At 64.0% G+C, this 26,838-nt stretch carries 21 protein-coding genes; 7 read left to right on the forward strand and 14 right to left on the reverse strand.

Annotation, left to right across the window (positions count from 1 at the left end; all coding sequences use genetic code 11):
• Positions 1-234: 234 nt before the first annotated feature.
• The 7 genes from gltS to arcD (ACK3BK_RS05385) form a co-directional block, all read right to left on the reverse strand.
• Positions 235-1,440 carry a sodium/glutamate symporter gene (gene gltS, locus ACK3BK_RS05355; protein ID WP_186667911.1) on the reverse strand — a complete coding sequence of 402 codons (1,206 nt, stop codon included), beginning with the start codon at positions 1,438-1,440 and terminating at the stop codon, positions 235-237.
• 188 nt (positions 1,441-1,628) lie between these two features.
• Entirely contained in the window at positions 1,629-3,137 is a 1,509-nt protein-coding gene (locus ACK3BK_RS05360) for a sigma-54-dependent transcriptional regulator (protein WP_186721709.1), read from the reverse strand.
• 117 nt (positions 3,138-3,254) lie between these two features.
• Positions 3,255-3,629 carry a DUF5064 family protein gene (locus tag ACK3BK_RS05365; protein ID WP_186667914.1) on the reverse strand — a complete coding sequence of 125 codons (375 nt, stop codon included), beginning with the start codon at positions 3,627-3,629 and terminating at the stop codon, positions 3,255-3,257.
• A 56-nt stretch (positions 3,630-3,685) separates the two neighbouring features.
• Positions 3,686-4,615: a carbamate kinase gene (arcC, locus tag ACK3BK_RS05370; protein ID WP_411383860.1), complete on the reverse strand. Its 930-nt coding sequence runs from the start codon at positions 4,613-4,615 to the stop codon at positions 3,686-3,688.
• Between the two features lie 137 nt (positions 4,616-4,752).
• On the reverse strand, positions 4,753-5,763 hold the full coding sequence (locus tag ACK3BK_RS05375) for an ornithine carbamoyltransferase (protein WP_054895515.1): 1,011 nt from the start codon (positions 5,761-5,763) through the stop codon (positions 4,753-4,755).
• Between the two features lie 68 nt (positions 5,764-5,831).
• Entirely contained in the window at positions 5,832-7,085 is a 1,254-nt protein-coding gene (gene arcA / locus ACK3BK_RS05380; RefSeq protein ID WP_186667925.1) for an arginine deiminase, read from the reverse strand.
• A gap of 30 nt (positions 7,086-7,115) precedes the next feature.
• Positions 7,116-8,543, reverse strand: a complete 1,428-nt coding sequence (gene arcD, locus ACK3BK_RS05385) for an arginine-ornithine antiporter (protein ID WP_186667927.1) — start codon at positions 8,541-8,543, stop codon at positions 7,116-7,118.
• Positions 8,544-8,977: 434 nt separating this feature from the next.
• On the opposite strand from arcD (ACK3BK_RS05385), the gene arcD (ACK3BK_RS05390) reads away from it, so the two are divergent.
• Entirely contained in the window at positions 8,978-10,405 is a 1,428-nt protein-coding gene (arcD, locus tag ACK3BK_RS05390; RefSeq protein ID WP_186667929.1) for an arginine-ornithine antiporter, read from the forward strand.
• 20 nt (positions 10,406-10,425) lie between these two features.
• Here the strand turns inward: arcD (ACK3BK_RS05390) and ACK3BK_RS05395 are convergent, their stop codons facing one another.
• From ACK3BK_RS05395 to gap, 7 genes are all read right to left on the reverse strand, one after another.
• On the reverse strand, positions 10,426-11,775 hold the full coding sequence (locus ACK3BK_RS05395) for a CoA transferase (protein ID WP_411383861.1): 1,350 nt from the start codon (positions 11,773-11,775) through the stop codon (positions 10,426-10,428).
• A gap of 57 nt (positions 11,776-11,832) precedes the next feature.
• The gene (locus ACK3BK_RS05400; RefSeq protein ID WP_186667933.1) at positions 11,833-12,246 is read right to left on the reverse strand and encodes a YbaN family protein; all 414 of its coding nucleotides are present in this window, start codon (positions 12,244-12,246) and stop codon (positions 11,833-11,835) included.
• A gap of 52 nt (positions 12,247-12,298) precedes the next feature.
• The gene (locus tag ACK3BK_RS05405; protein WP_411383862.1) at positions 12,299-12,904 is read right to left on the reverse strand and encodes a biliverdin-producing heme oxygenase; all 606 of its coding nucleotides are present in this window, start codon (positions 12,902-12,904) and stop codon (positions 12,299-12,301) included.
• Between the two features lie 168 nt (positions 12,905-13,072).
• Positions 13,073-15,661, reverse strand: coding sequence for a TonB-dependent receptor (locus ACK3BK_RS05410; RefSeq protein ID WP_411383863.1), 2,589 nt, complete (start codon positions 15,659-15,661; stop codon positions 13,073-13,075).
• 158 nt (positions 15,662-15,819) lie between these two features.
• Positions 15,820-16,722 (reverse strand): FecR family protein, encoded by a 903-nt coding sequence (locus ACK3BK_RS05415; RefSeq protein ID WP_411384443.1) that lies wholly within the window; start codon positions 16,720-16,722, stop codon positions 15,820-15,822.
• 148 nt (positions 16,723-16,870) lie between these two features.
• A complete protein-coding gene (locus ACK3BK_RS05420) occupies positions 16,871-17,383 on the reverse strand; it encodes an RNA polymerase sigma factor (protein WP_054895146.1) in 513 nt (170 codons plus the stop codon).
• Positions 17,384-17,498: 115 nt separating this feature from the next.
• Positions 17,499-18,500 (reverse strand): type I glyceraldehyde-3-phosphate dehydrogenase, encoded by a 1,002-nt coding sequence (gap, locus tag ACK3BK_RS05425; RefSeq protein WP_186721717.1) that lies wholly within the window; start codon positions 18,498-18,500, stop codon positions 17,499-17,501.
• A 270-nt stretch (positions 18,501-18,770) separates the two neighbouring features.
• Between gap and edd the strand changes: the two genes are divergently transcribed.
• The 6 genes from edd (at position 18,771) to ACK3BK_RS05455 (ending at position 26,728) form a co-directional block, all read left to right on the forward strand.
• Positions 18,771-20,597, forward strand: coding sequence for a phosphogluconate dehydratase (gene edd / locus ACK3BK_RS05430; RefSeq protein ID WP_411383864.1), 1,827 nt, complete (start codon positions 18,771-18,773; stop codon positions 20,595-20,597).
• Entirely contained in the window at positions 20,594-21,553 is a 960-nt protein-coding gene (locus tag ACK3BK_RS05435) for a glucokinase (RefSeq protein ID WP_411383865.1), read from the forward strand. The genes edd and ACK3BK_RS05435 overlap by 4 nt, the downstream gene beginning before the upstream one ends.
• 168 nt (positions 21,554-21,721) lie before the next feature.
• Positions 21,722-22,420 (forward strand): response regulator, encoded by a 699-nt coding sequence (locus tag ACK3BK_RS05440; RefSeq protein WP_189657787.1) that lies wholly within the window; start codon positions 21,722-21,724, stop codon positions 22,418-22,420.
• 52 nt (positions 22,421-22,472) lie between these two features.
• Positions 22,473-23,867 carry an ATP-binding protein gene (locus ACK3BK_RS05445; protein WP_411384444.1) on the forward strand — a complete coding sequence of 465 codons (1,395 nt, stop codon included), beginning with the start codon at positions 22,473-22,475 and terminating at the stop codon, positions 23,865-23,867.
• A gap of 213 nt (positions 23,868-24,080) precedes the next feature.
• Positions 24,081-25,334, forward strand: coding sequence for an AGE family epimerase/isomerase (locus ACK3BK_RS05450; RefSeq protein WP_411383866.1), 1,254 nt, complete (start codon positions 24,081-24,083; stop codon positions 25,332-25,334).
• A gap of 107 nt (positions 25,335-25,441) precedes the next feature.
• Positions 25,442-26,728 carry an ABC transporter substrate-binding protein gene (locus tag ACK3BK_RS05455; protein ID WP_411383867.1) on the forward strand — a complete coding sequence of 429 codons (1,287 nt, stop codon included), beginning with the start codon at positions 25,442-25,444 and terminating at the stop codon, positions 26,726-26,728.
• The last annotated feature ends 110 nt before the right edge of the window (positions 26,729-26,838 follow it).

Raw genomic sequence — 26,838 nt, forward strand, 5'->3', positions numbered from 1 at the left:
GCTCTTGAGATTGGATTTCCCTAAGCAATAATGCGGCCATTTATTTAAATCACTATAAAATCAATGACTTATTTATTTGTTGGCGAACGCTTGCCACATCTTTGGAATGAAAACGCTACAGTGCGGGCTTAGAAGAAAAGGCTCGAGTGATCAAACCCTTGGAGATGGGGATGCAAGATGCCTTGTATCGAAATGATTACGGTGTATCGATATCGATACAAGTCGGCAGGCAGGTTATAGCGGGGTAAAGAAGGGCAACGCCAGGTACAGCTTGATCACGATGACATTGACGATGTCGATGAAGAACGCCCCCACCATGGGTACGACGAGAAAGGCGATCTGCGATGCACCGTAGCGCTGGGTCACCGCTTGCATGTTGGCGATGGCGGTGGGTGTGGCGCCGAGTCCGAATCCGCAATGCCCGGCTGCCAGCACCGCCGCATCATAATTGCGCCCCATGACCCTGAAGGTGACGAAGATCGCGAACAGTGCCATGACCAGTGTCTGTGCACCCAACAGGATCAGGAAGGGCAGTGCCAGGGCGGCCAGGTCCCAGAGTTTCAGGGACATCAACGCCAAGGCCAGGAACAGCGACAGTGCGACATTGCCCAGTACCGAAATCTCGCGTTCGAACACCTGGTACCCACCCCCGGCGGACAGTCCGTTCCTCAGCACGACACCCACGAACAGCACGCAGACGAAGGTCGGAAGTTCGAACGCGGTGCCGCGCAACAGGCTGTTCAACAGGGTGCCTGCCAACAGGCTGACCGAGATCAGCGCCAGGCTTTCGATCATCGAGAAAGGGGTGATCAGGCGTTCCTTGTTGGGCTGTTCGAAGCCTTTCGGTATGCGAGGTGTTTCAGGTTCGAGGCCGGGGGCCTGGACGCGGCTGACCAGCAACCGGGCTACAGGACCACCGATCAGTCCGCCCAGCACCAGGCCGAAGGTGGCCGAAGCCAACGCCAGTTCGCTGGCCGAGGGTAGTCCGTACTGGGTGCTGAAGGTCGAGCCCCAGGCGGCCCCTGTACCGTGGCCGCCCGAGAGCGAGATCGAGCCTGCCAGCAGCCCCATGAGTGGGTCGAGGCCCAGCAGTTTTGCCAGGCTGATACCGATGGCGTTCTGCACGATCAGAAACCCGGTAACGACCAGTAGGAAGAGTCCGACAGTTCGTCCGCCTTTTTTCAGGCTGCCGAGGTCGGCGCTCAGACCGATGGTAGCGAAGAAGGCCAGCATCAGTGGGGCTTGCAGGGAGGTGTCGAACTGGATGTGTATGTCCAGGGCCCGGAGTGACAGCAACAGCACGGCAACGACCAGGCCGCCTGCGACGGGTTCGGGGATGTTGTAGGTACGCAGGACGTTGACGTGGGCGACAAGACCGCGTCCGAGTAGCAGTACCAGTGAGGCGGCCACGAGAGTGCCATAGAAATCGAGTTCGAGCATTGAAACGCCACTCTTTGTCACTGTGAGAGAGGTGTTCCTGAGCGCGCTTTCGATCGTGCGCAGGGGCTTTATCGAAGATGCACCCGGAACACGCGTGCGGTGGTACGGCCGCCATTCTAAGTGGGAGGGGCTTGGTTCAATATGTAGGAAAAATCTGCAAAAACGGGGTTATCTGGTGCGCTCCAAGCTCAGGACTTGCCTGGAATTCCGTACTTGCGCAGCCGCTGGGCGATCGCGGTATGTGATGTCTGCAGCCTTCCCGCCAACTGTCGGGTCGAGGGATAGCTGGCATACAGGCGCTGCAATAGCTCACGCTCGAAGTCGCCTACCGCCTGTTCCAGGCTCGCCACCTCACCATCCTGCCCACGTGCCACTGAGGTTCCGGCGATATCCAGGTCGCCGATATCCACCAGGTTGCTCTCGCAGATCGCCGCTGCGCGGAAGATCACGTTCTGCAACTGGCGCACGTTGCCCGGCCAGGGGTTGGCCAGCAGTGCCGGATGGGTGGCCGGGGTCAGGCGGCAGGGCGGGCGCTGGATCTGGGTGCAGGCCTGCTGCATGAAGAAATGCGCCAGTGACAGGATGTCCTGGCCGCGCTCACGTAGTGGCGGGACTTGCAGGTTGAGGACGTTCAGGCGGTAGAACAGGTCTTCGCGGAAAGTGCCTTCGGCGACCATGCGTTCGAGGTCGCGGTGGGTGGCGCTGATGATGCGCACATCGACCTTCACCTCGCGGTCGCCCCCCACCCGGCGAAAGCTGCCGTCGCTGAGAAAGCGCAGTAGCTTGGCCTGCAGGTAGGGCGACATTTCGCCGATCTCGTCGAGGAATACCGTGCCTTGGTTGGCCAGCTCCATCAACCCGGGTTTGCCGCCACGTTGTGCGCCAGTGAAGGCGCCGGGGGCATAGCCGAACAGCTCGCTCTCGGCCAGGCTCTCGGGCAATGCGGCGCAGTTGAGTGCCAGGAATGGCGCGGCATGACGGCTGCTGACGGCATGACAGGCGCGTGCTACCAGCTCCTTGCCGGTGCCGGTCTCGCCGTGCACCAGCAAGGGGGCATCGAGGGTGGCCACGCGCAGGGCGCGGGCCTTGAGCGTGCGGATCGCCGGAGAGTCGCCGAGCAGCGCATCGAAGCCTTCGGCGTGATCATGGTGCAGCGCCGACAGGCGTTCGCCCATGCGGTTGGGTGGATACAGGGTAAGCAAGCCGCCAGCGTTGGTGATCGGCGTGGCATCGAGCAGCAGGCTCTGGCCATTGAGCTGCATCTCGCGCATCGGCAGGTGGAAGTTGTTGTCGAGCAGGGCCTGGAGCAGGTCGCTGTCAGCAAACAGCTCGCCCACCGATCGACCGGCCGATTCGCGTCCGCACAACGCGATCAACGCAGGGTTGGCCAGCAGCACCTTGCCGGCGCTGTCCACTGCCAGCACCGGGTCGCTCATGGCCGCGAGCAGGGCGTCGAGCTGCAGGTGGCGACGCTGGCCGGGGAGGATGTCGACCACTTCCACCGACTGCACGCCGCGCACCTCGAACAGGGCGTCGTGCAGCTCTTCGAGCACGGCGGGGCTGAGTGTGGGGGCGTCGATGTAGACGTTCGGCGGGACCATCTCCACGGCATCGAGGTTGAGGTTGCGGGCACCGAGCAGGGCCAGGACTTCCTGGGTGATGCCGACGCGGTCGATGAAGCTGACGTGGATGCGCATGGGGGCAACGGGCGTGGGGGAAAGGGCGTCAGTATGCCATTGGCGAGGTGGAAGGCCCAATCGCGGGACAAGTCGGGACGCCGAACCGCCGTTGCGACTTGTCCTGCGATGGTGGTATTACGGATTACCCAGATGCTCGGGCTTGATCGGATCCCCGGACTTCACGTCCAGCTTCTGGCGGATGTCCTCGAACATGTGGTCGTAGAGCTTGTGCGGCGAGCTCAGGTTCTCGAATTTCTTCGGCGCCGGCAGGTGCGCCTGGGCCCTGCGGCTCAACTGCATCAGAAAGCTGGGCAGTACCTGGTCCTTGGCCAGGAAGAATTTTTCGTCGACCGTCTTGCCTTCGATGCTGCCATGCATGCGGAACTGGATACCGCGGCCTTCCGTGGGATCCTGAGTGGCTTCGTACTCGATGTTGAGGTCGTAGCTGTGATCATTCTGGTTCAGCGCCGTGCGCTCGATATGAACATGACCAGGACTGTACTGGGCCATGATGGCGTCCTCCGCAAGGTTGGAAATGGCCGGCGCCGTGCACCGGCCAACTGCACTCAACGGTAGCTGATACCTGGCTTGGCGGTCGATACCCGCGTACCGGCAGTACCCTTGACGATCTCTTCGATATTTTCCAGCGAGCTGATCACCGCAACCTTGCCCGTGTGGCGGGCGAAATCGCAGGCGGCCTGTACCTTCGGCCCCATCGAACCCGCTGCGAAGCCGAGTTTTTCCAGCTCGTCGGGATGCGCCTGGGCAATGGCTTTCTGCGTCGGCTTGCCAAAGTCTATGTAGGCGGCATCGACATCGGTGGCGATGATCAGCAGGTCGGCGCCCAGTTGCTCGGCCAGCAGCGCCGAGCACAGGTCCTTGTCGATCACCGCCTCGATGCCCTTGAGCTTGCGGTTTTCGTCGTACATCGTGGGGATGCCGCCGCCACCGGCGCAGATGACGATGCTGCTTTTTTCCAGCAGCCACTTGATCGGACGGATCTCGAAGATGCGCTTGGGTTTGGGGCTGGCGACCACACGGCGGTACTTGTCGCCGTCGGCCTTGACCACCCAGCCTTTTTCCTTGGCCAGGCGCTCGGCCTCGTCCTTGGCGTAGACCGGGCCGATGAACTTGGTCGGGTCCTTGAAGGCCGGGTCGTTGGCGTCGACCTCGACTTGCGTCAGCAGGGTGGCGAAGGGCACTTCGAAGTCCAGCAGGTTGCCCAGTTCCTGTTCGATCATGTAGCCGATCATGCCTTCGGTCTCGGCACCGAGCACGTCCAGCGGGTAGGCTTCGTCGGGCTTGTAGGCCTGGCCCTGGAGCGACAGCAGGCCGACCTGCGGACCATTGCCGTGGGCGATGACCAGTTCGTTGCCAGGGTGGATCTTGGCGATCTGCTCGGTGGCAGTACGGATATTGGCGCGCTGGTTGTCGGCGGTCATTGGCTCGCCGCGGCGCAGGAGGGCGTTGCCGCCCAGTGCAACAACGATACGCATTGGGAATGTCCTTTCTGAAGGGCTGCGCAAAACCTCTGTGGGAGCGGGCTCGTCCCGCGATGGCGACCTGCCTGACACACCGTCATCGCGGGACAAGCCCGCTCCCACAGGGGATGGGGCCAGCCCGGAAGTGGGGGTCAGAGATCAGCCAGGGTCGATACCAAGATCGCCTTGATCGTGTGCATGCGGTTCTCCGCTTGCTCGAAGGCGATGCAGGCTGGTGACTCGAACACGTCATCGGTCACTTCGATGCCGTTGGCCAGGTGCGGGTATTTTTCGGCGATCTGCTTGCCGACCTTGGTCTCGGAGTTGTGGAACGCCGGCAGGCAATGCATGAACTTGCTGCGCGGATTGCCGGTGGCCTTCATCAGTTCCTTGTTCACCTGATACGGCAGCAGTTGCTCGATGCGCTCGCCCCAGGCATCCACAGGCTCGCCCATCGATACCCAGACGTCGGTATGGACGAAATCGACCCCCTTGACTGCCGCCTTCGGGTCTTCGGTGAGGGTGATGCGCGCGCCGCTTTCCTCGGCGTACTGCTTGCAGCGCTGCACCAGGTCGTCATGCGGCCACAGCGCCTTGGGCGCGGCGATGCGCACGTCCATGCCGAGCTTGGCACCGATCAGCAGCAGCGAGTTGCCCATGTTGTTGCGCGCATCGCCCAGGTAGGCATAGCTGATGTCGTGCAATGGCTTGTCGCTGTGTTCGCGCATGGTCAGCACGTCGGCGATCATCTGGGTCGGGTGGTATTCGTCGGTCAGGCCGTTGAACACCGGTACGCCGGCGAACTTGGCCAGTTCTTCGACGATCTCCTGCTTGAAGCCGCGGTACTCGATGGCGTCGTACATGCGCCCGAGCACGCGGGCGGTGTCCTTCATGCTCTCCTTGTGGCCGATCTGCGAGGAGTTGGGGTCGATGTAGGTGACGTTGGCGCCCTGGTCGTAGGCGGCGACTTCGAAGGCGCAGCGGGTGCGGGTCGAGGTCTTCTCGAAGATCAGGGCGATGTTGTTGCCCTTCAGGTGCTGCTGCTCGGTGCCGGTGTACTTGGCGCGCTTGAGGTCGCGGGAGAGATCCAGCAGGTAGCGCAGCTCACGGGTGGTGTGGTGCTCGAGGCTGAGCAGGTTGCGGTTGTGGATGTTGAACGCCATGACAGTGTCTCCTTGAATGCGGTGAGTGCCCGGCCCACGCCTCGTAAGCGCGGGCCGGATCGAGGGCGTTAGTAGTCGATAGGGTCGCGTACGATCGGGCAGGTCATGCAGTGGCCGCCGCCACGACCACGGCCCAGTTCACCGGCGCTGATGGTGATGACCTCGATCCCGGCCTTGCGCAGCAATGTGTTGGTGTAGGTGTTGCGGTCGTAGCCGATGACCACGCCAGGCTCCAGGGCCACCACGTTGTTGCCGTCATCCCACTGTTCGCGTTCGGCGGCGAAGCTGTTGCCGCCAGTCTCGACCACGCGCAGCTTGACCCCGAGCTGCTCGCCGACCACCTCGATGAACGACTTGTTCTCACGGCGTACATCCATGCCGTAGGGCTTGCTTTCGTCGGGGCGGATGATGAACGGCACGATCTCGCGCACCACTTCCGGGAAGACCGTGACCAGGTCGCGGTCGCAGAAGCTGAACACGGTGTCCAGGTGCATCGCGGCACGCGACTTGGGCAGGCCGGCGACGATGACTTTTTCCACTGCGCCCTTGGCGAACAGGTTCTGTGCCAGTTGGCCGATGGCCTGGCGCGAGGTGCGCTCGCCCATGCCGATGAGCACGATGCCCTTGCCGATCGGCATGACATCGCCGCCTTCGAGAGTGGCGCTGCCGTGTTCCTTGTCAGGGTCGCCATACCAGATCTGGAAGTCGGCGCCGGTGAATTCCTTGTGGAACTTGTATACGGCGGTGGTCAACAGGGTTTCCTGGCGTCGCGCCGGCCAGTACATCGGGTTCAGCGTGACGCCGCCGTAGATCCAGCAGGTGGTGTCGCGGGTGAACTGGGTGTTGGGCAGGGGCGGCAGGATGAAGCTGGAGTGGCCGAGGTAGTCGTTGTACATCTTCACCACATCGGCGCCTTCGCTCTGTGGCAGGTCCTGGCCGGCCACGCCGCCGATCAGGAACTCGGCCAGGTGGCGCGGATCGAGGCCTTCGAGCCAGCTGCGCACTTCATTGGTCAGGCCAACGCCAACGGTATTGGGGGTGATCTTGCGATCGAGGATCCAGGCCAGGGCCTCCTTGTTCTGCACGATGTCGGTCAGCAGGTTGTGCATTTCCAGCACATCGACGCCGCGTTCGCGCATCTTGGTGACGAAGTCGAAGTGGTCGCGTTTGGCCTGGTCGACCCAGATCACGTCGTCGAATAGCAGTTCATCGCAGTTGCTGGGGGTCAGTCGCTTGTGCGCCAGTCCCGGGGCGCAGACCATCACCTTGCGTAGCTTGCCGGCTTCGGAATGCACGCCGTATTTCTGTTTATCCGTGGACATGATGATTCCTCCAATCATACGAAGACGTGGTCAAAGGGTCAGGAAGCCGTCGTATAACCCGTAGGCCGCCACCAGGGCGCCGACGATCACAGCGGCGAAGATCAGTTTTTCCACGTTGGTGAAAATCGGTTGGCCGACCTCGCGCTTGGCCTTGGCGAACAGGATCGCGCCAGGGGCGTAGAGCAGGGCCGACAGCAGCAGGTATTTCACGCCTCCGGCGTACAGCAGCCAGATCGCGTACAACAGGGCGATACCGCCGATGATCAGGTCTTTCTTGCGTTCGGCGAGGGCCTGTTCGTAGGTTTCGCTACGCACCGCCAGCAGTACCGCGTAGGCCGCCGACCACAGGTAGGGCACCAGGATCATCGAGGTGGCGAGGTAGATCAGCGACAGGTAGGTGCTGTTGGAGAACAGGGTGATGACCAGGAAGATCTGCACCATGGCGTTGGTCAGCCACAGGGCGTTGGCCGGCACCTGGTTGGCGTTCTCGCGGCGCAGGAACTCGGGCATGGTGTGGTCCTTGGCGGCGGCGAACATGATCTCCGCGCACAGCAGCACCCACGACAGCAGTGCCCCCAGCAGCGAGATGATCAGGCCGACGCTGATCAGCACCGCGCCCCAGTGACCGACCACATGCTCCAGCACCGCGGCCATCGACGGGTTCTGCAGCTTGGCCAGCTCCGGCTGGGTCATTACGCCCATCGACAGCACGTTGACCAGCACCAGGAACAGCAGCACGGTGATGAAACCGATGACCGTTGCCTTGCCCACGTCGGAGCGTTTTGCCGCCCGCGAGGAGAAGATGCTTGCGCCCTCGATGCCGATGAACACCCATACGGTGACCAGCATCATGTTGCGCACCTGGTCCATCACGCTGCCGAGGTCGGGCGAGCCCAGGCCCCAGATGTCGGCGGTGAACACGTCGAGCTTGAAGGCGAACAGGCAGATCAGTGCGAACAGCGCCAGCGGCACGACTTTGGCCACGGTGGTGACCAGGTTGATGAACGCCGCCTCCTTGATGCCGCGCAGGACCAGGAAGTGCACGCCCCACAGCAGCAGTGATGCGCCGATCACTGCTGCCGGGGTGTTGCCTTCACCGAAGACCGGGAAGAAGTACCCCAGGGTGCTGAACAGCAGGACGAAGTAGCCGACGTTGCCCAGCCAGGCACTGATCCAGTAGCCCCAGGCCGACGAAAAGCCCATGTAGTCGCCAAAGCCGGCCTTGGCGTAGGCGTACACGCCACCATCCAGATCAGGTTTGCGATTGGCCAGGGTCTGGAACACGAAGGCCAGGGTGAGCATGCCGACGGCCGTGATGGCCCAGCCGATCAGCACGGCACCTACGCCCGCGCTGGCGGCCATGTTTTGCGGCAGGGAGAAGATCCCCCCACCAATCATCGACCCCACGACAAGTGCAACTAATGCGCCGAGTTTAAGTTTTCCGGGAGAATCAGACATTTAACAACTCCATGCCAGGAGAAAGTTGACGACAGAATAAATCCGGCGCTGTAGTCATTCGCTGATGTGGATCAGTTCATGGCGCAACAGCGTGAGAGAAATTCTTTCTCGCGTCTCCTGGAGAGTGCCGACCGCTTTGCTGCAAGCCTTGTGCGCTGGCACCTCCATGTACTTCTAGAGCAAACGCTCTGTTTGGCTTGCGAACTCTCAAGCTAGTCGCTTTTACCGGTTTCGCAAATTTTTCACGGGCCTTTCGACAGGGTGTCGCGAATTTGCGAGTTGCTCGACAATGTGCACATTGGCCGCCGTCGTCATATAGACAAATGCGTTATGAGTGCTATAGCTTTAATGGCTTTGATTAATAAACAAGCTGTAACATTTATATGTAATGGCCGTTATGTTTCATACAGGCGACAGGCGTGAGGGAGCAGCAGATGGGCGAACCGGGACATAAGCTTCGCCTGGGGGCGCTGATCGCCCTGGTGGTCGGTTCGATGATCGGCGGCGGGATCTTTTCATTGCCGCAGAACATGGCCGCCCGTGCCGACGTTGGCGCGGTCCTGATCGGCTGGGCCATCACGGCCGTCGGCATGCTGGCGCTGGCCTTCGTGTTCCAGACCCTGGCCAACCGCAAGCCTGACCTGGACTCGGGCGTCTACGCCTATGCCAAAGCCGGCTTTGGCGACTACATGGGCTTCTCGTCGGCCTGGGGTTACTGGATCAGTGCCTGGCTGGGGAATGTCGGCTACTTCGTCCTGTTGTTCAGCACCCTGGGTTTCTACTTTCCCGTGTTCGGTGAAGGCAACACGCCGATAGCCATCGGCTGCGCTTCGCTGTTGCTGTGGGCGGTGCATTTTTTGGTGCTGCGCGGCATCAAGGAGGCGACCTTCATCAACCAGGTCACCACGGTGGCCAAGGTCGTGCCACTGCTGATCTTCATCGTCATCGCGGCCTTCGCCTTCCGCGCGGATATCTTCACCCGCGATATCTGGGGGCTGGGCAATCCGAAGTTCGGCAGCGTGCTGGAGCAGGTGCGCAACATGATGCTGGTGACGGTGTTCGTGTTCATCGGCATCGAGGGCGCCAGTGTCTACTCCGGGCGTGCGCTGCACCGGTCGGATGTCGGCAAGGCCACGGTGATCGGCTTTCTCGGGGTGCTGGCGCTGCTGGTGCTGGTCAACGTGCTGTCGCTGGGGGTGATGACCCGGCCTGAACTGGCCGGGTTGCAGAACCCGTCGCTGGCCTCGGTGCTGGAGCATATCGTCGGGCCCTGGGGGGCGATGCTGATCAGTATCGGGTTGGCGGTGTCGCTGCTTGGGGCGCTGCTGTCATGGGCGTTGCTGTGTGCCGAGATCCTCTTCGCCACCGCTCGCGACCAGACCATGCCGCGTTTTCTGGCCAGGGAAAATGCCAATCATGTGCCGGCCAATGCCTTGTGGCTGACCAACAGCATGATCCAGGGCTTCCTGCTGATCACCCTGTTTTCGGCCGGCACCTATACCAGCCTGATCTACCTGGCGTCGTCGATGATCCTGGTGCCGTACTTCTGGTCAGCGGCCTACGCCGTGCTGCTGGCCTGGCGGGGCGAGAGTTATGCCGGGCAGGCGGGGCTGCGGCGCAAGGATCTGGCGGTGGCGTTGCTGGCGCTGGTCTATGCGTTGTGGTTGCTGTATGCCGGGGGCCTCAAGTACCTGCTGCTTTCGGCGCTGTTGTATGCGCCGGGGGTGATCCTGTTTGCCCGGGCCAGGCATGAACAGGGGCAGGTGGTGTTCAGCCGCTGGGAGAAGCTGATATTCGCGGCGGTGCTGGTGGGGGCGGCGGTGGCGGCTTACGCGCTGTACTCGGGGGCGCTGAGTTTGTAAGTGGGTGGAGGTCGTAACCGTCACCAACGCGCTTGAGCCGAGCCCAGCTCGCATGCCCCGCGTGCCCAGTGCATATGGGCAGGCCCAACCTTCAACGGCCCCCTGATCCTTTGCGCGGTCCCCCAAGGTGTCCGTTCCAGATGCGGGTCGAGATCCTCGGGCGTTTCTGCTGCCAGGGGCAAGTCATCCCCCATCGTTCCATGCTCCACCAACAGCTTGGCGGTGCGTGCCAGGGACAGCCGTGCCCGGTAACCGGCCCTTCCAGCCAGGCGCTGCTCCAGCCCACGGATCGCTTCGGCCGCCATCAGGTACCCGGTTGCATGGTCGAGCGCCTGCACCGGCAAAGGCACGGGTTTTTCCGTTTGTTTCCAGCGCATGCCTTCGCGGGCGATGCCGCTGCTCATCTGCACCAGGCTGTCGAAGCCGCGACGTTCCTGCCAGGGGCCGCTCCAGCCGTAGGCGTTGAGGCTGACGTCGATCAGCCCGGGGTTGAGCTGACGCCTGCGCTGTGCGCCGAAACCCAGATGTTCCAGTGCATCGGCGCGATAGCCATGCAGGAGGATGTCGGCCTCACCCAGCAACCGCTCGAACACCTTGCGGTCAGGCGTCGCGCGCAAGTCCAGGCGTGCACAGCGCTTGCCCAGGGTGACTTCGGCGACCACCGCCGGTTCGTCCCAGCCGGGTGGGTCGATGCGCAGCACGTCGGCGCCGAAGCCTGCCAGCAGACGGCTGGCTGTAGGGCCGGCGAGAATGCGGGTGAGGTCGAGCACCTTGATGCCGGCCAGCGGACGTGTTTCACAGCCTTGCCAGGCCAATGGCGCTGCCGCGTCGAAATGCTCGCGCAACACCAGTGGCTCCATGTTCACTGCCCGCCCCTGCGGGTGCTCGCACCATTCGGCCCAACTGCGCATCTTCGCCGCACAGCCTCCGGCTTCGACCACGGCGCTTTCCAGCGCCTCGCCGTCCCAGCGCCGGACCTGCTCGGCGACCGCCTGGCGATCGGCCGGGGTGCCCAGCACGCCGAGTGCGGCCTGGCGATGATGGGGAGCGTTGGTGTGCAGGCGAATCCAGCCATCGCGGGTGGGGTAGTCGCCGGCGACGGCATCCCACAGAGGCGGTGTCTGCCAGCCCTGGGGGCGCAGGCTGGTGGCAAACCAGAACGAGGCCAGGCGCCGATCGATGCTGACCAGCGGGCAGTGGTCGGTCTGGCGCTGCAGCAGGCTGGCCAGTGCCAGACCGGCGGCGGCCATGCTCGCGGCGGCCAGGTCGGTGACGGCGAAGGTCGAGGGCAGCCCGCCGACGCCGTGCCAGCGCAGGGCGGCATGGTCGAGTTTCAGTTCACGGGCGATGGTGTCGAGCAACTGGGGCATGCAGGATCCTCCTGAGTGGATCCCATTGCAGTACATCCCGCGCAAGGATGCAAATGCTCAGCGTTGCAGTTGGGCGGGCAGTGGTGCGGTGGGTTGTTCGGGGCGCGACCAGATCCACAGGTTGCCCAGGGTCATCCCGGCGATGGCAAGAAACACTGGCCAGTGGTGTTCGAGAACGGTGAGCATCAACCCTGCGCACAGCAGCATGCTGATGGTCGCGCTGACCTTGGCGCGGCGCTGGATCACCTTGCCGTTGCGCCAGTTCCACAGGATCGGCCCGAACAGACGGTGGTTCTCCAGCCAGGCGGACAGGCGCGGCGAACTGCGGGTCGCGGCCCAGGCGGCCAGGAGGATGAACTCGGTGGTGGGCAAGCCAGGAATGACGATGGCGACCAGACCTATCCCGAGGCTGACATAAGCCAGGATCGCATACAGCAGGCGGGACAGTCGGGAGCGGGCAAGTCGGGTCATGGTCTCACTGCAAAGCGGTCCGGCCACCCGAATGGTGGCCGGCAGGTGCGTCTCAGGCCAGCGCGGCATCCGTGGCGTAGGCATGCTTGAGCAGCTCGGTGAAGCGCTCGAAGGCAGCGACCGCGCCACGCTCGGCGGCGGCGTCCTCTTCGGCCGACAACTCCAGGCTGTCGAGGATGCGGGTGAACTGTTTCCAGCCCTCTGCACGGCCGCCGGCCGGCTCGCCCAGGTGACGGGCGCCGAAGGTGTCGGACAGCTCCAGGGCCACGGCACGCTTGATCAGGAACGCTGCGCCCAGTTTGGAGCCTTCGGAGACGAAGATCCAGCCCAGGGCTTCGCCCAGGCTTGGTTTGACCAGAGCGCCGGCAACCGGGGCGGGTACTTCGGTGTTCAGGTCGGCCAGGTCCAGGCGCGCCTGTTCGGCCCGGCAACGCTCGGCCAGGTCAGGGACGATGGCGATCAGTGCAGGGTCGGTGTACAGCGCCTGCAGCTCGGACTGGAACAGGTACTGGGCGACGACGAAGCGGGCGAAGCTCTCGCGGCTGTCGAACGGCGCGTGCGACTTGACCAGAGCGTCCAGCTCGGTGTGCGGTGCGTGGGTGACCTGGTTCAGGCGTTGCGAGCGCAGGGCGGCGCGCTCGGAGGTGTGGCTGGTCATGGGTGCATCCTTGGGAAATGGGGCTGTCTAGGTACAAGACGAAAGAGAAGACGCAGGACAGTAAAAAAACCTCACCTGGGAGTGGGAGGCATTTGTGTTCGGGCGGGGGAGAGGGATGCCCCTTGCGGGAGCGGCACAGGGCCACTCCCGCAGGGATGCTGGCCTGGATCAGATGTCCCAGATCACATTGATGGCAAAGTTGCGTCCCGGCATGGTCAGGCGGTCGAGGTTGGCCGGCTGGGTCACTGCCGCCTCGCCAAGGCCGTCGTAGCCGCGCACATCATCCCACTGCCAGTACTTCTTGTCGGTGAGGTTGTAGAGACCTGCGTTGACGGTCACGTCTTCGGTCACCTTGTAGAAGCCGGTCAGGTCCAGCACGCCGTAGCCTGGGGTGCGGAACTGCTTGCTGGCGCCGTCGGGGGCGAAGAAGGTGGAGTCGTCGACACGGTTCTTGCGCTTGACCAGTGTCCAGCTGAGCAGGCCGCCGTAGTTCTGCTGTTCGTAGCCCAGGCCCATCACGGCGGTCAGTGGGTTGACGCTGTTCAGCGGCTGGCCATTGTCGTCGTTGCGGCCATGGGCGTAGGCCAGGGAGCCCTGGGTGTAGAGGCCTTGCGGCGCGCCGAAGTGATCGAGGTTCAGGCGACCCTTGAACTCGGCACCCTTGATGGTCGCGTGCTTGATGTTGTTGGCCTGGAAGGTCGAGCCCAGGTTGGCCGACTGCACGGCGTCTTCGTTGATGAAGTCGCGGTACTTGTTGTAGAACACCGCCACGTCGAAGTTGCCGGCGTCGAAGTTGCCGCGCAGGCCGGTCTCGTAGCTCTTGCTCTTCTCGGGTTCCAGGTTCGGGTTGGGTTCGACGCGATAGCCCAGGGTCGGGTTGTCGAAGCGCCCGTACATGGCCTTGGCGGTTGGGGTGCGGAAGCCTTCTGCGTACTGGCCATACCAGGTGTAGTTGTCGTTGAAGGCGTAGGTGATGCCGAATTTGGGTGAGACGCGGTGCCACTTCTTGTCCGAATCGTCGACGCTGGACGGTGCCGCGCCGGTGCCCTGGATGCCCCGCAGGAATTCGGCGGTCATCTTCGGTTCCATGCGGGTGTAGTCGTAACGCGCACCCGGCAGGAAGGTCCAGTTGTTCCAGCGGATCTCGTCCTGGGCGAACAGGCTGTAGGTGTTGATGGTCGGGTCCGGGAAGTCGCTGACCAGCGCCTGGCTATCACTCGCGCTGTTCTGGCCGATGGCGCGGCAGGTGCCGCCGATGTTCAGGCAAGTGCCGGTACCGCTGCGCGAGCCGGTGACCTTCTCGTGCTTGATTGTGGTGCCATAGGTGAGCAGGTGGTCGGTCTCGCCGATGCTGAAGGCTTTGTCCAACTGACCATCGAACACCCACTGGCGGTCCTTGTAGGTGGTCTGGCGGTCGCGGAACACCTGGCGACCGGAGGCGAAGTAGAGCTCGTCGGTACGTTGGTCGGTCTTGGCGATCTGGTAATTCAGGCTCCACTTGACGTGGTCCGCGACCAGGCTGTCGAGGCCGAACTCGTGGTTGATGCCGAAGCGCTCGCGGGTGACGGTGTCATTGCCCTGGCGCATGCGATAGGAGTTCATGGCGCCGAAGCCAGGGATGAACGGGCCGCCCACCGCGCTGAGGATGTTCTGGTCGCGGTCGTCCTTGTAGTGTTCGTAGGTGAAGCCCAGGCGCGCGTCGTCAGCGTAGTTCCAGCCCAGCTTGGCCAGCACGTTGGTGGTGCGCACGTCTTCCGGGTTGGCTTCGGTGCGGGCAAGGCCGGTGCCGCCGTGGCCACCGTAGGATTCGGTCTCGTGGCCGTTGCGCTGGCTCAGGTGCAGCAGACCGTCGAAGTCGCCCTGGCGGCCAGCGACGGTGGCGGAGGTCAGCCAGCTTTCGTCGGCCGAGCTGTAGCCGGTCTTCAGCCGGGCGCCGACGTCCTTGCCGGGCTTGATGATGTCGTCCGGATCAAGGGTGTAGTAGCTGACCGCGCCGCCGATGGCGTTGCTGCCGTACAGCACCGAGGCCGGACCACGCAGGATCTCGACGCGCTTGACGATCTCGGGGTCGACGTAATTGCGCTGGGTCTGGGCGTAGGGGCCGTAGAAGAAGCTGTCGGGGATCGACACGCCATCGACCTGGGTGAGGATCCGCTCGCCGTCGATGCCGCGGATGTTGTAGCCGTTCAGGCCGCTGCGCTGGCCGACACCGCCCACCGAGACGCCGGGCTCGTAGCGCACCAGTTGCTTGATGTCGTTGACGTTCTGGCGGTCCAGTTGCTCGCGGGTCTGCACGCTGACCGTGCTCGGCACCTGGCTTACGTCCTGGGCGCTGCGGGTAGCGCTGACGGTCAACTGTTGCAGGGCGATGGCGTTGCCTGCGGTCTGGCGCTCGAGCACGACGTTGCCGTTGCCGATCTTGCGAAAGCCCAGGCCGGTGCCGTGCAGCAGTTTCTGCAGTGCCGCTTCCGGTGCCAGTGCCCCTTGCACGCCCGGCGAAGCCACGCCCTCGGCCAGCTCGGCGGAGAAGCCGACCTGCCAGCCAGTGACTTCGCTGAACGCATTGATTGCCGAGACCAGTGGCTGCTGGGCAATGGCGAAACGGTAGTCGCCCATGCGTGGGCTGGCGGCCTGGGCAGGCTCTGCGGCCAGCGCGGGCAGGCTGCAGGCGCCACTGGCCAGCAGTGCCAGGGTCAGCAGGGACAGTTGCCCCATGCGTCGGGAAGAGGGGGAAGGGCGGGTTGAACCTGAGGACATCGGAAGCGCTCCCTGTCGCGCGAACTGTTATAGGTGAGTGCAGTTCTTGTTTTCGAACAAGAATCAGTTGCATTGGCTATGACGAGACGGACGTGGTGTGGGAGTCGCGTAAAAATAATTTAGTGGGAGCGGCGGTTCGACGCCCCCACAGGCTTCACTCAGTTGAGAATCACCACCGCCGGGTATTCGTGCAACTGCGCCGAGGTGATATGGGCCAGGGCCCGCAGGGTCTCCAGGGGCTGGTCCAGGCGGTAGTTGCCGGTAACGGCCACCTGTTCCAGGTGGTCGTTGCGGTTGATGATCCAGCCCGGGTAATAGCGGCGCAGTTCATCGAGTACCTGGCTCAACGGGCAGTTCTCGAACACCAGGCGGCCATCGATCCAGGCCAGTTCCTTGTGCAGGTCGGCGCGCTGGCGTTGACCGAAGCCATCAGGCCCGACGCTGATGCTGTCACCGGCGCTCAAGCGGATGCGCTGGTCGCTGGCGGCCTGCAGGTCGACGTCGCCGCGCTGCACGCGCACCTGCGCCTGGCCATCGAGGTAGCGTACGGCGAAGTTGGTGTCGCGTACCTGGGCGCGCAAGGGGCCGGCCTGGACTTCAAGCGGCGGCTGGTTGCCGCCGGGCACTTCGAAATAGGCTTCGCCCTGCAACAGCCGCGCAACCTGGCGCCCGTCGCGCAGGTCACTGGCAAAGGCCGAGTTGGTGTTGAGCAGCACCTTGGCGCCATCGTCCAGTTGCAGCCGCTGGCGTTCGCCGACCACCGTCAGGTGATCGGCCTGCAGGCGCACTGGCAGGTTGCCAAAGGTGAACAGCCCGACCAGCAGCATGGCCGCCGTGGCCAGCGGTTTCCAGTGGCTGCGCAGGCGCCCGCGCAGCGAAGTGCGGCGCTGTTGGTGCAGATCGCTCGCCAGGTGGCGCAGGCTGACGCCGTTCCACAACGCTTCGACTTCGACATAGGCTTCGGCGTTCTGCTCGGCGGCGCCCAGCCAGGCTTCGAAGTCCTGGGTGTCCTGCTCGGTGGGGCATTGCAGGCGGATCAGCCAGTCCTGCGCTTCGTCCATGGCGCGGGCGCGGGCGTCTGGCTCGGCGGGCGATGGGCGAGGGGCGGGGTTGCTCACGGGGGATCCTTGCATGGCGTTTTTTGCAGATGATCGGCGGTGTGCGCAGGCATGGCAAGAGCCAGCACCTGCCCAGGTGGCGAGCGGTCGCTTACTTGAGGCGGTCGGCCACACCCATGCAGATCGCCATGATCAGCTTCAGTTCCTTCTGCACGGTGCTGGCCGAGACCTGCAACTGCTCGGCGATTTCCAGGTAGCTGGCACCGTGCAGGCGGCTGAGAATGAAGATGCGCTGCTGGCGTGCCGTGAGCTGGCCGAGGCTGACGCTCAGGCGCTTGAGCAGTTGCTCGGCATGCACCGCATCCTCGCTGTTGCCCAGCGGCGCGGCGACATTGTGCAGCACCTGCTCGGGCACATCGTCGACCAGAGTGCGCGACTGCACGCGGCGCGCGCGCAAGTGGTCGAGGGCAAGGTTGCGGGCGGTCTGGAACACGAAGGGTTCGAGGTGTTCGATAGGGCGCTCACCCAGCGCGCGGGTAACCCGCAGGTAGGTTTCCTGCAGCAGGTCCTCCGCCGTGCTGGGGTTGCCGACCATGCGCTGCAAGGTGCGCAGCAGGGTGAGGCGCTGGGTGAGGAAGACTGAGTTGAACCGGGACTGACTCACGGGGAAACCTGGCCGATGAGGGGTGAATGATAATGCTTATCATCCATGCGCCAGGTCAAGCGGAGAAATGTCATGAAGGGGTAAAGGTGGGGCCGCCAGGCAGCCCCAAGGCCTTTCACTGCGCCCTGAACAACGCCAGGCAGTTGTCGAGCATGCGGTTGGAGAAGCCCCATTCGTTGTCGTACCAGGCCAGCACCTTGAGCATGCGGCCATTGGCGCGGGTGTGGTTGGCGTCGAAGATCGACGACAACGGGTTGTGGTTGAAGTCGCACGATACCAGCGGCAGGCTGTTGTAGCCGAGCACGCGCGAATGACGGCTGGCTTCGAGGAACAGGCGGTTGACCTCGTCGGCACTGGCTTCGCGCTTGAGGTTGACGGTCAGGTCGACCAACGACACGTTGATCACCGGCACCCGCACCGCCATGCCGGTGAGCTTGCCGGCCAGTTCTGGCAGCACCAGGCCCACGGCCTCGGCGGCGCCGGTCTTGCTCGGGATCATCGATTGGGTGGCCGAGCGGGCCCGGTAGGGGTCGCTGTGGTAGACGTCGGTCAGTACCTGGTCGTTGGTGTAGGCATGGATGGTGGTCATCAAGCCCTGCTCGATGCCGAACTCGCGGTGCAGCACCTGGGCAATCGGCGCCAGGCAGTTGGTGGTGCACGAGGCGTTGGAGATGATCTGGTGCGAGGCGCGCAGCACATCATGGTTGACGCCATACACCACGGTAGCATCGGCGCCCTTGGCCGGTGCCGAGATGATCACCTTGCCGGCGCCGGCGGTGATGTGGGCCGCCGCCTTGGCGCGGTCGGTGAACAGCCCGGTGCATTCGAACACCACATCGATGGCTTCGGCTTTCCAGGGCAGTTCGGCGGGGTTGCGGATAGCGCTGACCGCGATGCGATCGCCGTTGACCGTCAGGCTCTCATGATCGGCCTCCACGGTGGCATCGAAGGTGCCATGTACGCTGTCGTACTTGAGCAGGTGGGCGTTCATCGCGCTGTCGCCCAGGTCGTTGATGGCGACGACCTGCAGGTCCTGGCGGTAGCCTTGGGTATAGAGTGCGCGCAGGACGTTGCGTCCGATGCGGCCGAATCCATTGATCGCGATGCGAAGGGTCATTGGCATTACCTCTGGCAGTCTGGGTGAAGCCTATGGCACAAAATGGGCAGAAGCTTCACTGAAACGGTTTTGTTATTGGAATTACAAGATTATTCACTCCAAGATAGAAAACAAGCATTTTTAGTGGCAATATTTTGGTAAACCTACAACGAGTGATCGAGCCTTCCACGCCAACGACCTTTCCGGCCCCTGCCTTGAGCCTAGGTCGCAACCGTTTGGAGTGGAAATGCCGGTTCAGGTCGCCCTTACACATAGCCTGGAGTCCAGTACATGCATCCGCGCATCCTTGAGGTCACCGCAAGGCTGACCGAACGCAGCCGTGCCACCCGTGAACGCTACCTTGAGCTCATTCGCGGCGCGGCCAGCGACGGCCCGATGCGTGCCAGCCTGCAGTGCGCCAACTTCGCCCACGGTGTGGCCGGTTGTGGCAGCCAGGACAAGCACAGCCTGCGGATGATGAACGCCGCCAACGTGGCCATCGTCTCTGCGTACAACGACATGCTCTCGGCGCACCAGCCGTACCAGCACTTCCCCGAACAGATCAAACAGGCGCTGCGCGAGATCGGCTCGGTCGGCCAGTTCGCCGGTGGCGTACCGGCCATGTGCGATGGCGTGACCCAGGGTGAACCTGGCATGGAGCTGGCGATCGCCAGCCGCGAAGTGATCGCGATGTCCACCGCCATCGCCCTGTCACACAACATGTTCGATGCCGCGCTGATGCTGGGCATCTGCGACAAGATCGTGCCTGGCCTGATGATGGGTGCGTTGCGCTTCGGCCACCTGCCGACCATCTTCGTTCCTGGCGGGCCGATGCCTTCGGGTATCTCGAACAAGGAAAAGGCCGACGTGCGCCAGCGCTACGCCGAAGGCAAGGCCAGCCGCGAGGAGTTGCTGGAGTCGGAGATGAAGTCTTACCACAGCCCTGGCACCTGCACCTTCTATGGGACGGCCAACACCAACCAGCTGGTGATGGAGGTCATGGGCCTGCACCTGCCGGGGGCCTCGTTCGTCAATCCCTACACCCCGTTGCGCGATGCCCTGACCGCCGAGGCGGCCCAGCAGGTCACGCGCATGACCAAGGCCAGTGGCAGCTTCATGCCCCTGGGCGAGATCGTCGACGAGAAGGCGCTGGTCAACTCCATCGTCGCCCTGCACGCCACCGGCGGTTCGACCAACCACACCCTGCACATCCCGGCGATTGCCCAGGCTGCCGGGATCCAGCTGACCTGGCAGGACATGGCCGACCTCTCCGAGGTGGTGCCGACCCTGTCGAACGTGTACCCGAACGGCAAGGCCGACATCAACCACTTCCAGGCTGCAGGCGGCATGAGCTTCCTGATCCGCGAGCTGCTCGACGCCGGGCTGCTGCACGAGGACGTCAATACCGTGGCCGGCCACGGTCTGCGCCGCTACACCCAGGAACCGTTCCTCGACGACGGCAAGCTGGTGTGGCGCGAAGGGCCGCAGCACAGCCTGGACGAAAACATCCTGCGCCCGGCCTCGCGGCCGTTCTCGGCCGAAGGCGGCCTGCGGGTGATGGAGGGCAACCTCGGCCGTGGCGTGATGAAGGTCTCTGCCGTGGCCCCCGAACACCGGGTGGTCGAGGCGCCGGCGCGTGTATTCCACGACCAGCAGTCGCTGGCCGATGCCTTCAAGGCCGGCGAGCTGGAGCGCGATTTCGTCGCCGTGGTGCGTTTCCAGGGTCCGCGTTGCAATGGCATGCCCGAGCTGCACAAGCTGACGCCGTTCCTCGGCGTGCTGCAGGACCGCGGCTACAAGGTCGCGCTGGTTACCGACGGGCGCATGTCTGGTGCGTCGGGCAAGATCCCGGCGGCGATCCACGTGTGCCCCGAAGCGTATGACGGCGGGCCGCTGGCACGGGTGCGCGATGGTGATATCGTGCGCGTCGACGGTGTCGAAGGCACGCTGCAACTGATGGTGTCGGCCGAGGAGCTGGCCGGGCGCGATCAGCCTGATGCGCCCCTGGGTAATGACCTGGGGTGCGGGCGCGAGCTGTTCGGCTTCATGCGCGTCGCGTTCAGCCCGGCAGAGCAGGGCGCCAGCGCCTTTACCTCTGCCCTGGAGCGTTTCAAATGAAGGCCTCGCTGGTCGGTGACATCGGCGGTACCAACGCCCGCTTTGCCCTGTGGCGTGACAATGACCTGCACGCGGTGCAGGTGCTGGCGACAGCGGACTATTCCAGCCCCGAGCAGGCCATCGAGGCCTACCTCAAGGACCAGGGCCTCAAGCGTGGCGATGTCTCGGACGTGTGCCTGTCGGTAGCCGGCCCTGTCGATGGCGACGAGTTTCGCTTCACCAACAATCACTGGCGCCTGAGCCGCTCGGCCTTCTGCAAGGTGCTGCAGGTCGAGCGCCTGTCGCTGATCAACGACTTTTCCGCCATGGCCCTGGGCATGACCCGCCTCAAGCCTGGCGAGTTCGTAGAGGTGTGCCCCGGGCAGGCGGACGCCGCGCGCCCGGCGCTGGTCATCGGCGCGGGTACCGGCCTTGGCGTCGGCACCTTGCTGAGCCTTGGCGAGCAGCACTGGATGGCGCTACCGGGCGAAGGCGGGCATGTCGACCTGCCGGTGGGCAATGCCCGCGAGGCGGCGATCCATCAGCAGATCCACGGGCAGATTGGCCATGTCAGCGCCGAGACGGTGCTCAGTGGTGGCGGGCTGGTGCGGCTGTACCAGGCCATCTGTGCACTGGATGGCGACACACCCCGTCACAAGACCCCGGCGCAGATCACCGATGCCGCGCTGGGCGGCGAGCCGCAGGCCCTGGCGGTGATCGAACAGTTCTCACGTTTTCTCGGGCGTGTCGCGGGTAACAATGTGCTGACCCTGGGGGCGCGTGGCGGCGTCTATATTGTTGGCGGCGTGGTGCCGCGCTTCGCCGAGCTGTTCCTGCGCAGCGGGTTCGCGGCAAGCTTTGCCGACAAGGGCTGCATGAGCGGCTACTTCCCCGGTGTGCCGGTATGGTTGGTGACGGCGGAGTTTTCCGGGTTGCTCGGGGCCGGGGTGGCCTTGCAGCAGAGGCTGGACCACTGACGGTCGGTTGTGGTGCCATTCGCGGGCAAGCCCGCTCCCACAAAAAACTGTAGGAGCGGGCTTGTCCGCGAAGGGCATCGACGCCGATAGAATGTCGCCACAACAGGCATCAAGACCTGTACCGACCCAAGGGAATTCATTGTGAGCACTGCCGGTAAAACCATCCTGATGGTCGATGACGATCAGGACATTCGCGAGCTGCTGCAGACCTACCTCAGCCGCTCCGGCTTCCAGGTCCATGCCGAACCCGACGGCCAGGGCTTTCGCCGCGCGCTGGATGCCGGCAACTACGACCTGGTGATCCTCGACGTGATGCTGCCCGACGAGGACGGCTTCAGCCTGTGCCGTTGGGTGCGTCAGCATCCGCGTCAGTCGCGGGTGCCGATCATCATGCTCACCGCCAGCTCCGATGAAGCCGACCGTGTCATCGGCCTGGAGCTGGGCGCCGACGACTACCTGGGCAAGCCCTTCAGCCCGCGCGAGCTGCAGGCGCGGATCAAGGCCCTGCTGCGTCGCTGTGACTTCACCACGGCCACCCCCGCCAGCGCGGTGCTCACCTTCGAAGACTGGCGCCTGGATACGGTCAGCCATCGCCTGTTCCACCGCGATGGTGAAGAAGTGATTCTCTCCGGTGCCGACTTCGCCCTGCTCAAGCTGTTTCTCGACCATCCCCAGCAGATCCTCGACCGCGACACCATTGGCAATGCCACCCGCGGGCGTGAACCGATGCCGCTGGACCGCATCGTCGACATGGCGGTCAGCCGCCTGCGCCAGCGCCTGCGCGACACCGACAAGCCACCGCGGCTGATCCGCACCGTGCGCGGCAGCGGCTACCTGCTTGCAGCGAATGTCAGCTGTGCCGGCTGAGCAGGCCACCGAGCGCCGCTGGCGCCTGTTGCCGCGCTCGCTGCTCGGGCGCATGTTGCTGCTCACCTTGCTGGTGGTGCTGATCGCCCAGGGGCTGTCGAGCGTGATCTGGGTCGCCCAGCTGCGCGCCAGCCAGTTGCAGGGGCTGCGCGCCAGCGCCAGCAGCCTTGCGCACTCGATGAGCGCCAGCGTCAGCTACTTCCGTTCCCTGCCGGTGGCCTACCGGCCGATGGTGCTCGACCAGTTGCGTAGCATGGGCGGTACGCGCTTTTTCGTCTCGCTCAACGAAAAGCCGCTGGACATGCCGGTGCTGCCCATCACCCCGCGCAAGCAGGCGGTGATCGAGGTGTTCCAGCAGGTGCTGCACGAACGCCTGGGCCAGCAGATGGAAATCTCCGTCGAGTTCGTCAGCCCCGACGACCTGCGCATCTTCAACAGCGGCCTGAAGCTCGACGAGCTGCCGCGCTCCTGGGCCCACTACGCGCTGACCCTCGAACCGCTCAATCCGCCGGTGCTGGTCACCCAGATCCGCCTGGACGAAGGCGAGTGGCTGTACATCGCCTCGCTGCTGCCCGAGCCCTATACCGGCCTTGAACCCGAGCGCCTGCCGCGCCAGCAGATCGGCTTCATCGCCCTGACCACCCTGTTGCTGCTGTTGTTCATCGGCCTGCTGGTGCACTGGCAGAGCTGGCCGCTCAAGCGCCTGGCGCGGGCGGCGCGGGAGATGTCACTGGGGGCGGACGTGCCGCCGGTGGCTGAAGGTGGCGGCAGCGAAGTGGTCGAGGTGGGGCGCGCGTTCAATGCCATGCGTGAGCGCATCAGCCGCTACCTGACCGAACGCTCGCAGCTGTTCAGCGCCATCTCCCACGACCTGCGCACGCCGATCACCCGACTGCGACTGCGCGTGGAACTGCTTGAAGACGAGCACCTGCAGGCCAAGTTCAGCCGCGATCTCGACGAGCTGGAGCTGCTGGTCAAGGGCGCGCTGCAATGCGTGAAAGATACCGACATCCACGAAAACATCGAACCGATCGACCTCAACCAGGTACTGGAGATTCTTGCCGAACCCTACCTGGGCGATGGGCGCATCACCTTGGAGGGCCGCGCGCTGGCGCCGTACCCTGGCAAGTCGCTGGCGCTGCGCCGCTGCATCGGCAACCTGATCGACAACGCCATCAAGTACGGCGAGCGTGCGCACCTGCGCATCATCGACAGCACCGAGGCCTTCGTGCTGCAGGTCGACGACCAGGGGCCGGGGGTGCCGGAGCAGCGCCTGGAGCAGGTGTTCGAGCCGCATTTCCGCCTGGCGGGGCAGCAGCAGGGGTATGGGCTGGGGCTGGGGATTGCGCGCAATATCGCCCATAGCCATGGCGGGGAGGTGAGCTTGTTGAACCTGCGTGAGGGTGGGTTGCGGGTGACCTTGTACCTGCCCCGGAATATCGATTGATTGGGCCAGCCTCATCGCGGGACAAGCCCCACAGGGCCCCGCTGATTTCGAAACCAGCGGGGCCCTGTGGGGCTTGTCCCGCGATGAGGCCACTGCAAGTGTCACAGGATGGTGACATTCAGGCAGGCCTTCGTGACATGCCCGCCGGGGCGGCTGGCTAGAATTCGCTGACGACAGGCACCCGGCCTGTCCCTGGCAAGGATTGAGCAGGTGATGGACAGCGTTGATTTCCCTTTCTGCAGTTGGCTCGACTCCCCGGTTCACAACGCCTGGCTGGTCGCCGAGGGCCAGCGCCTGGTGACCTTCGCCAAGGCCTCGCGCCTGCCTGACGGTTTCGGCAGCCTCGATGCCCATGGCCTGCTGCCTGACGGTGCGATCGCCGAAACCCTGCACACTGCGCGCATGACCCACTGCTTCGCCATGGCGCATGTGCAGGGCATTCCTGGTTGCCTGCCGCTGGTGGAGCACGGCGTCGCAGCACTGCTCGCAGGGCCGTTGCGCGATGCGCGGGATGATGGCTGGTTCGCCCGCGCCGACGGTGAGGGCGATACCGGCAAGACCGCCTACCTGCATGCCTTCGTCGCCTTGGCCGCCAGTTCTGCGACAGTCGCCGGTGCACCAGGCGCCGAGCAGTTGCTCGGCGCGGCCATCGCGATCATCGAGACGCGCTTCTGGAGCGAGGAGGAGGGCGCCCTGCGCGAGTCCTTCGCCCGTGACTGGACGCAGCCGGAAGCCTACCGTGGCGCCAACAGCAACATGCACGCCACCGAGGCTTTCCTTGCCCTGGCCGATGTCACTGGCCACACGCACTGGCTGGACCGTGCCCTGCGTATCGTCGAACGGATCATCCACACCTATGCCGCTGGCAATGACTTCGCTGTCATCGAGCATTTCGACGTCAACTGGCAGGCGCTGCCCGAGTACAACCACGACAACCCCACCGACGGCTTTCGCCCCTACGGCACCACGCCCGGTCATGCCTTCGAGTGGGCACGCTTGGTCCTGCACCTGGAGGCTGCGCGCCAGCGTGCTGGCCTGCCCGCCCCGCAGTGGTTGCTGAGCGACGCGCGCGGGCTGTTCGCCAATGCCTGTCGTCACGCCTGGCACGCTGATGGCGCGCCGGGCATCGTCTACACCCTCGACTGGCAGAACCGGCCAGTGGTCCGGGCGCGCCTGCACTGGACCCACGCCGAAGCCTGTGCGACGGCTGCAGCGTTGTTGCGTCGTACCGGGGAAGGTGAATACGAGCAGTGGTACCGGCGCTTCTGGGACTTCATCGACAGCCATTTCATCGATCGCGTCCACGGCAGCTGGCACCATGAGCTGGACCCGCAGAACCGCCCTGGCGCAAGCATCTGGGGCGGCAAGCCCGATCTCTACCACGCCTACCAGGCGGTGCTCCTGCCGCGCCTGCCGTTGGCACCAAGCCTGGCCACTGCGCTGGCCCTGGGCAATGTAACCAAGTGATGACATTCGCGCATCGCTTCGTTACCTGCCCTGGTCTGCGCGCTCATTAGACTTCATGCAACGCAAGCGAACGACTTGCACCGCATAACAACAAGAAAGGTATACCGATGAATTCCACTCTGCGCCTCGCCGCCGCTATTTCCCTCGCCTCGCTCATGCCCCTCAGCGCCTTGGCCGCCGAATCCAAAGGCAGCGTCGAGGTGGTGCACTGGTGGACCTCCGGTGGCGAGAAAGCTGCCGTTGATGTCCTCAAGGCCCAGGTCGAGAAAGACGGCTTCACCTGGAAGGACGGCGCTGTTGCCGGTGGCGGTGGTTCCACCGCGATGACCGTGCTCAAGAGCCGCGCCGTCGCCGGCAACCCGCCAGGCGTTGCCCAGATCAAGGGCCCGGACATCCAGGACTGGGCGGCCACCGGCCTGCTCGACAGCGATGTGCTCAAGGACGTCGCCAAGCAGGAGAAGTGGGACAGCCTGCTCGACAAGAAGGTCGCCGACACCGTCAAGTACGAAGGTGACTACGTCGCCGTGCCGGTGAACATCCACCGCATCAACTGGCTGTGGATCAACCCTGAGGTGTTCAAGAAGGCCGGCATCGACAAGGCGCCGACCACCCTCGACGAATTCTATGCCGCAGCCGACAAGCTCAAGGCCGCAGGCTTCATTCCCCTGGCCCACGGTGGCCAGCCATGGCAGGACAGCACCGTGTTCGAGAACGTGGTGCTGGCGGTGATGGGGGTGGAGGGCTACAAGAAGGCCCTGGTCGACCTCGACGAAAAAGCCCTGACCGGCCCGGAGATGGTCAAGGCCCTGACCGAGCTGAAGAAGGTCGCCACCTACATGGACCCTGACGGCAAGGGCCAGGACTGGAACCTCGAGGCCGCGAAGGTCATCAACGGCAAGGCCGGCATGCAGATCATGGGCGACTGGGCCAAGAGCGAGTGGACCCTGGCCAAGAAGACCGCCGGCAAGGACTACCAGTGCGTACCCTTCCCCGGCACTGATAAAGGCTTCCTGTACAACATCGACTCGCTGGCGGTGTTCAAGCAGAAGAACGAAGGCACCACTGCAGGCCAGCAGGACATCGCCAAGCGTGTGCTGGGTGAAGACTTCCAGAAGACCTTCAGCATCAACAAGGGCTCGATCCCGGTGCGCAACGACATGCTGGCCGACATGAGCAAGTATGGCTTCGACAGTTGCGCCCAGACCGCTGCCAAGGACTTCCTGGCAGACGCCAAGTCGGGTGGCCTGCAGCCGAGCATGGCGCACAACATGGCGACCACGCTTGCCGTGCAGGGGGCGTTCTTCGATGTGGTGACCAACTACATCAACGACTCGAAGGCCGATCCGGCCGATGCGGCGAAGAAGCTCAACGCAGCGGTCAAGGCCGCCCAATAACGGCCCAATCGCGGGACAAGCCCGCTCCCACAGGTTTGGCGCCATGCGCTGAACCTGTGGGTGGGCCAGATCTTTGTGGGAGCGGGCTTGTCCCGCGATGCGGTGCGCAG

It is taken from the genome of Pseudomonas sp. L7 (assembly GCF_046605565.1).
GTDB lineage: Bacteria > Pseudomonadota > Gammaproteobacteria > Pseudomonadales > Pseudomonadaceae > Aquipseudomonas > Aquipseudomonas wayambapalatensis.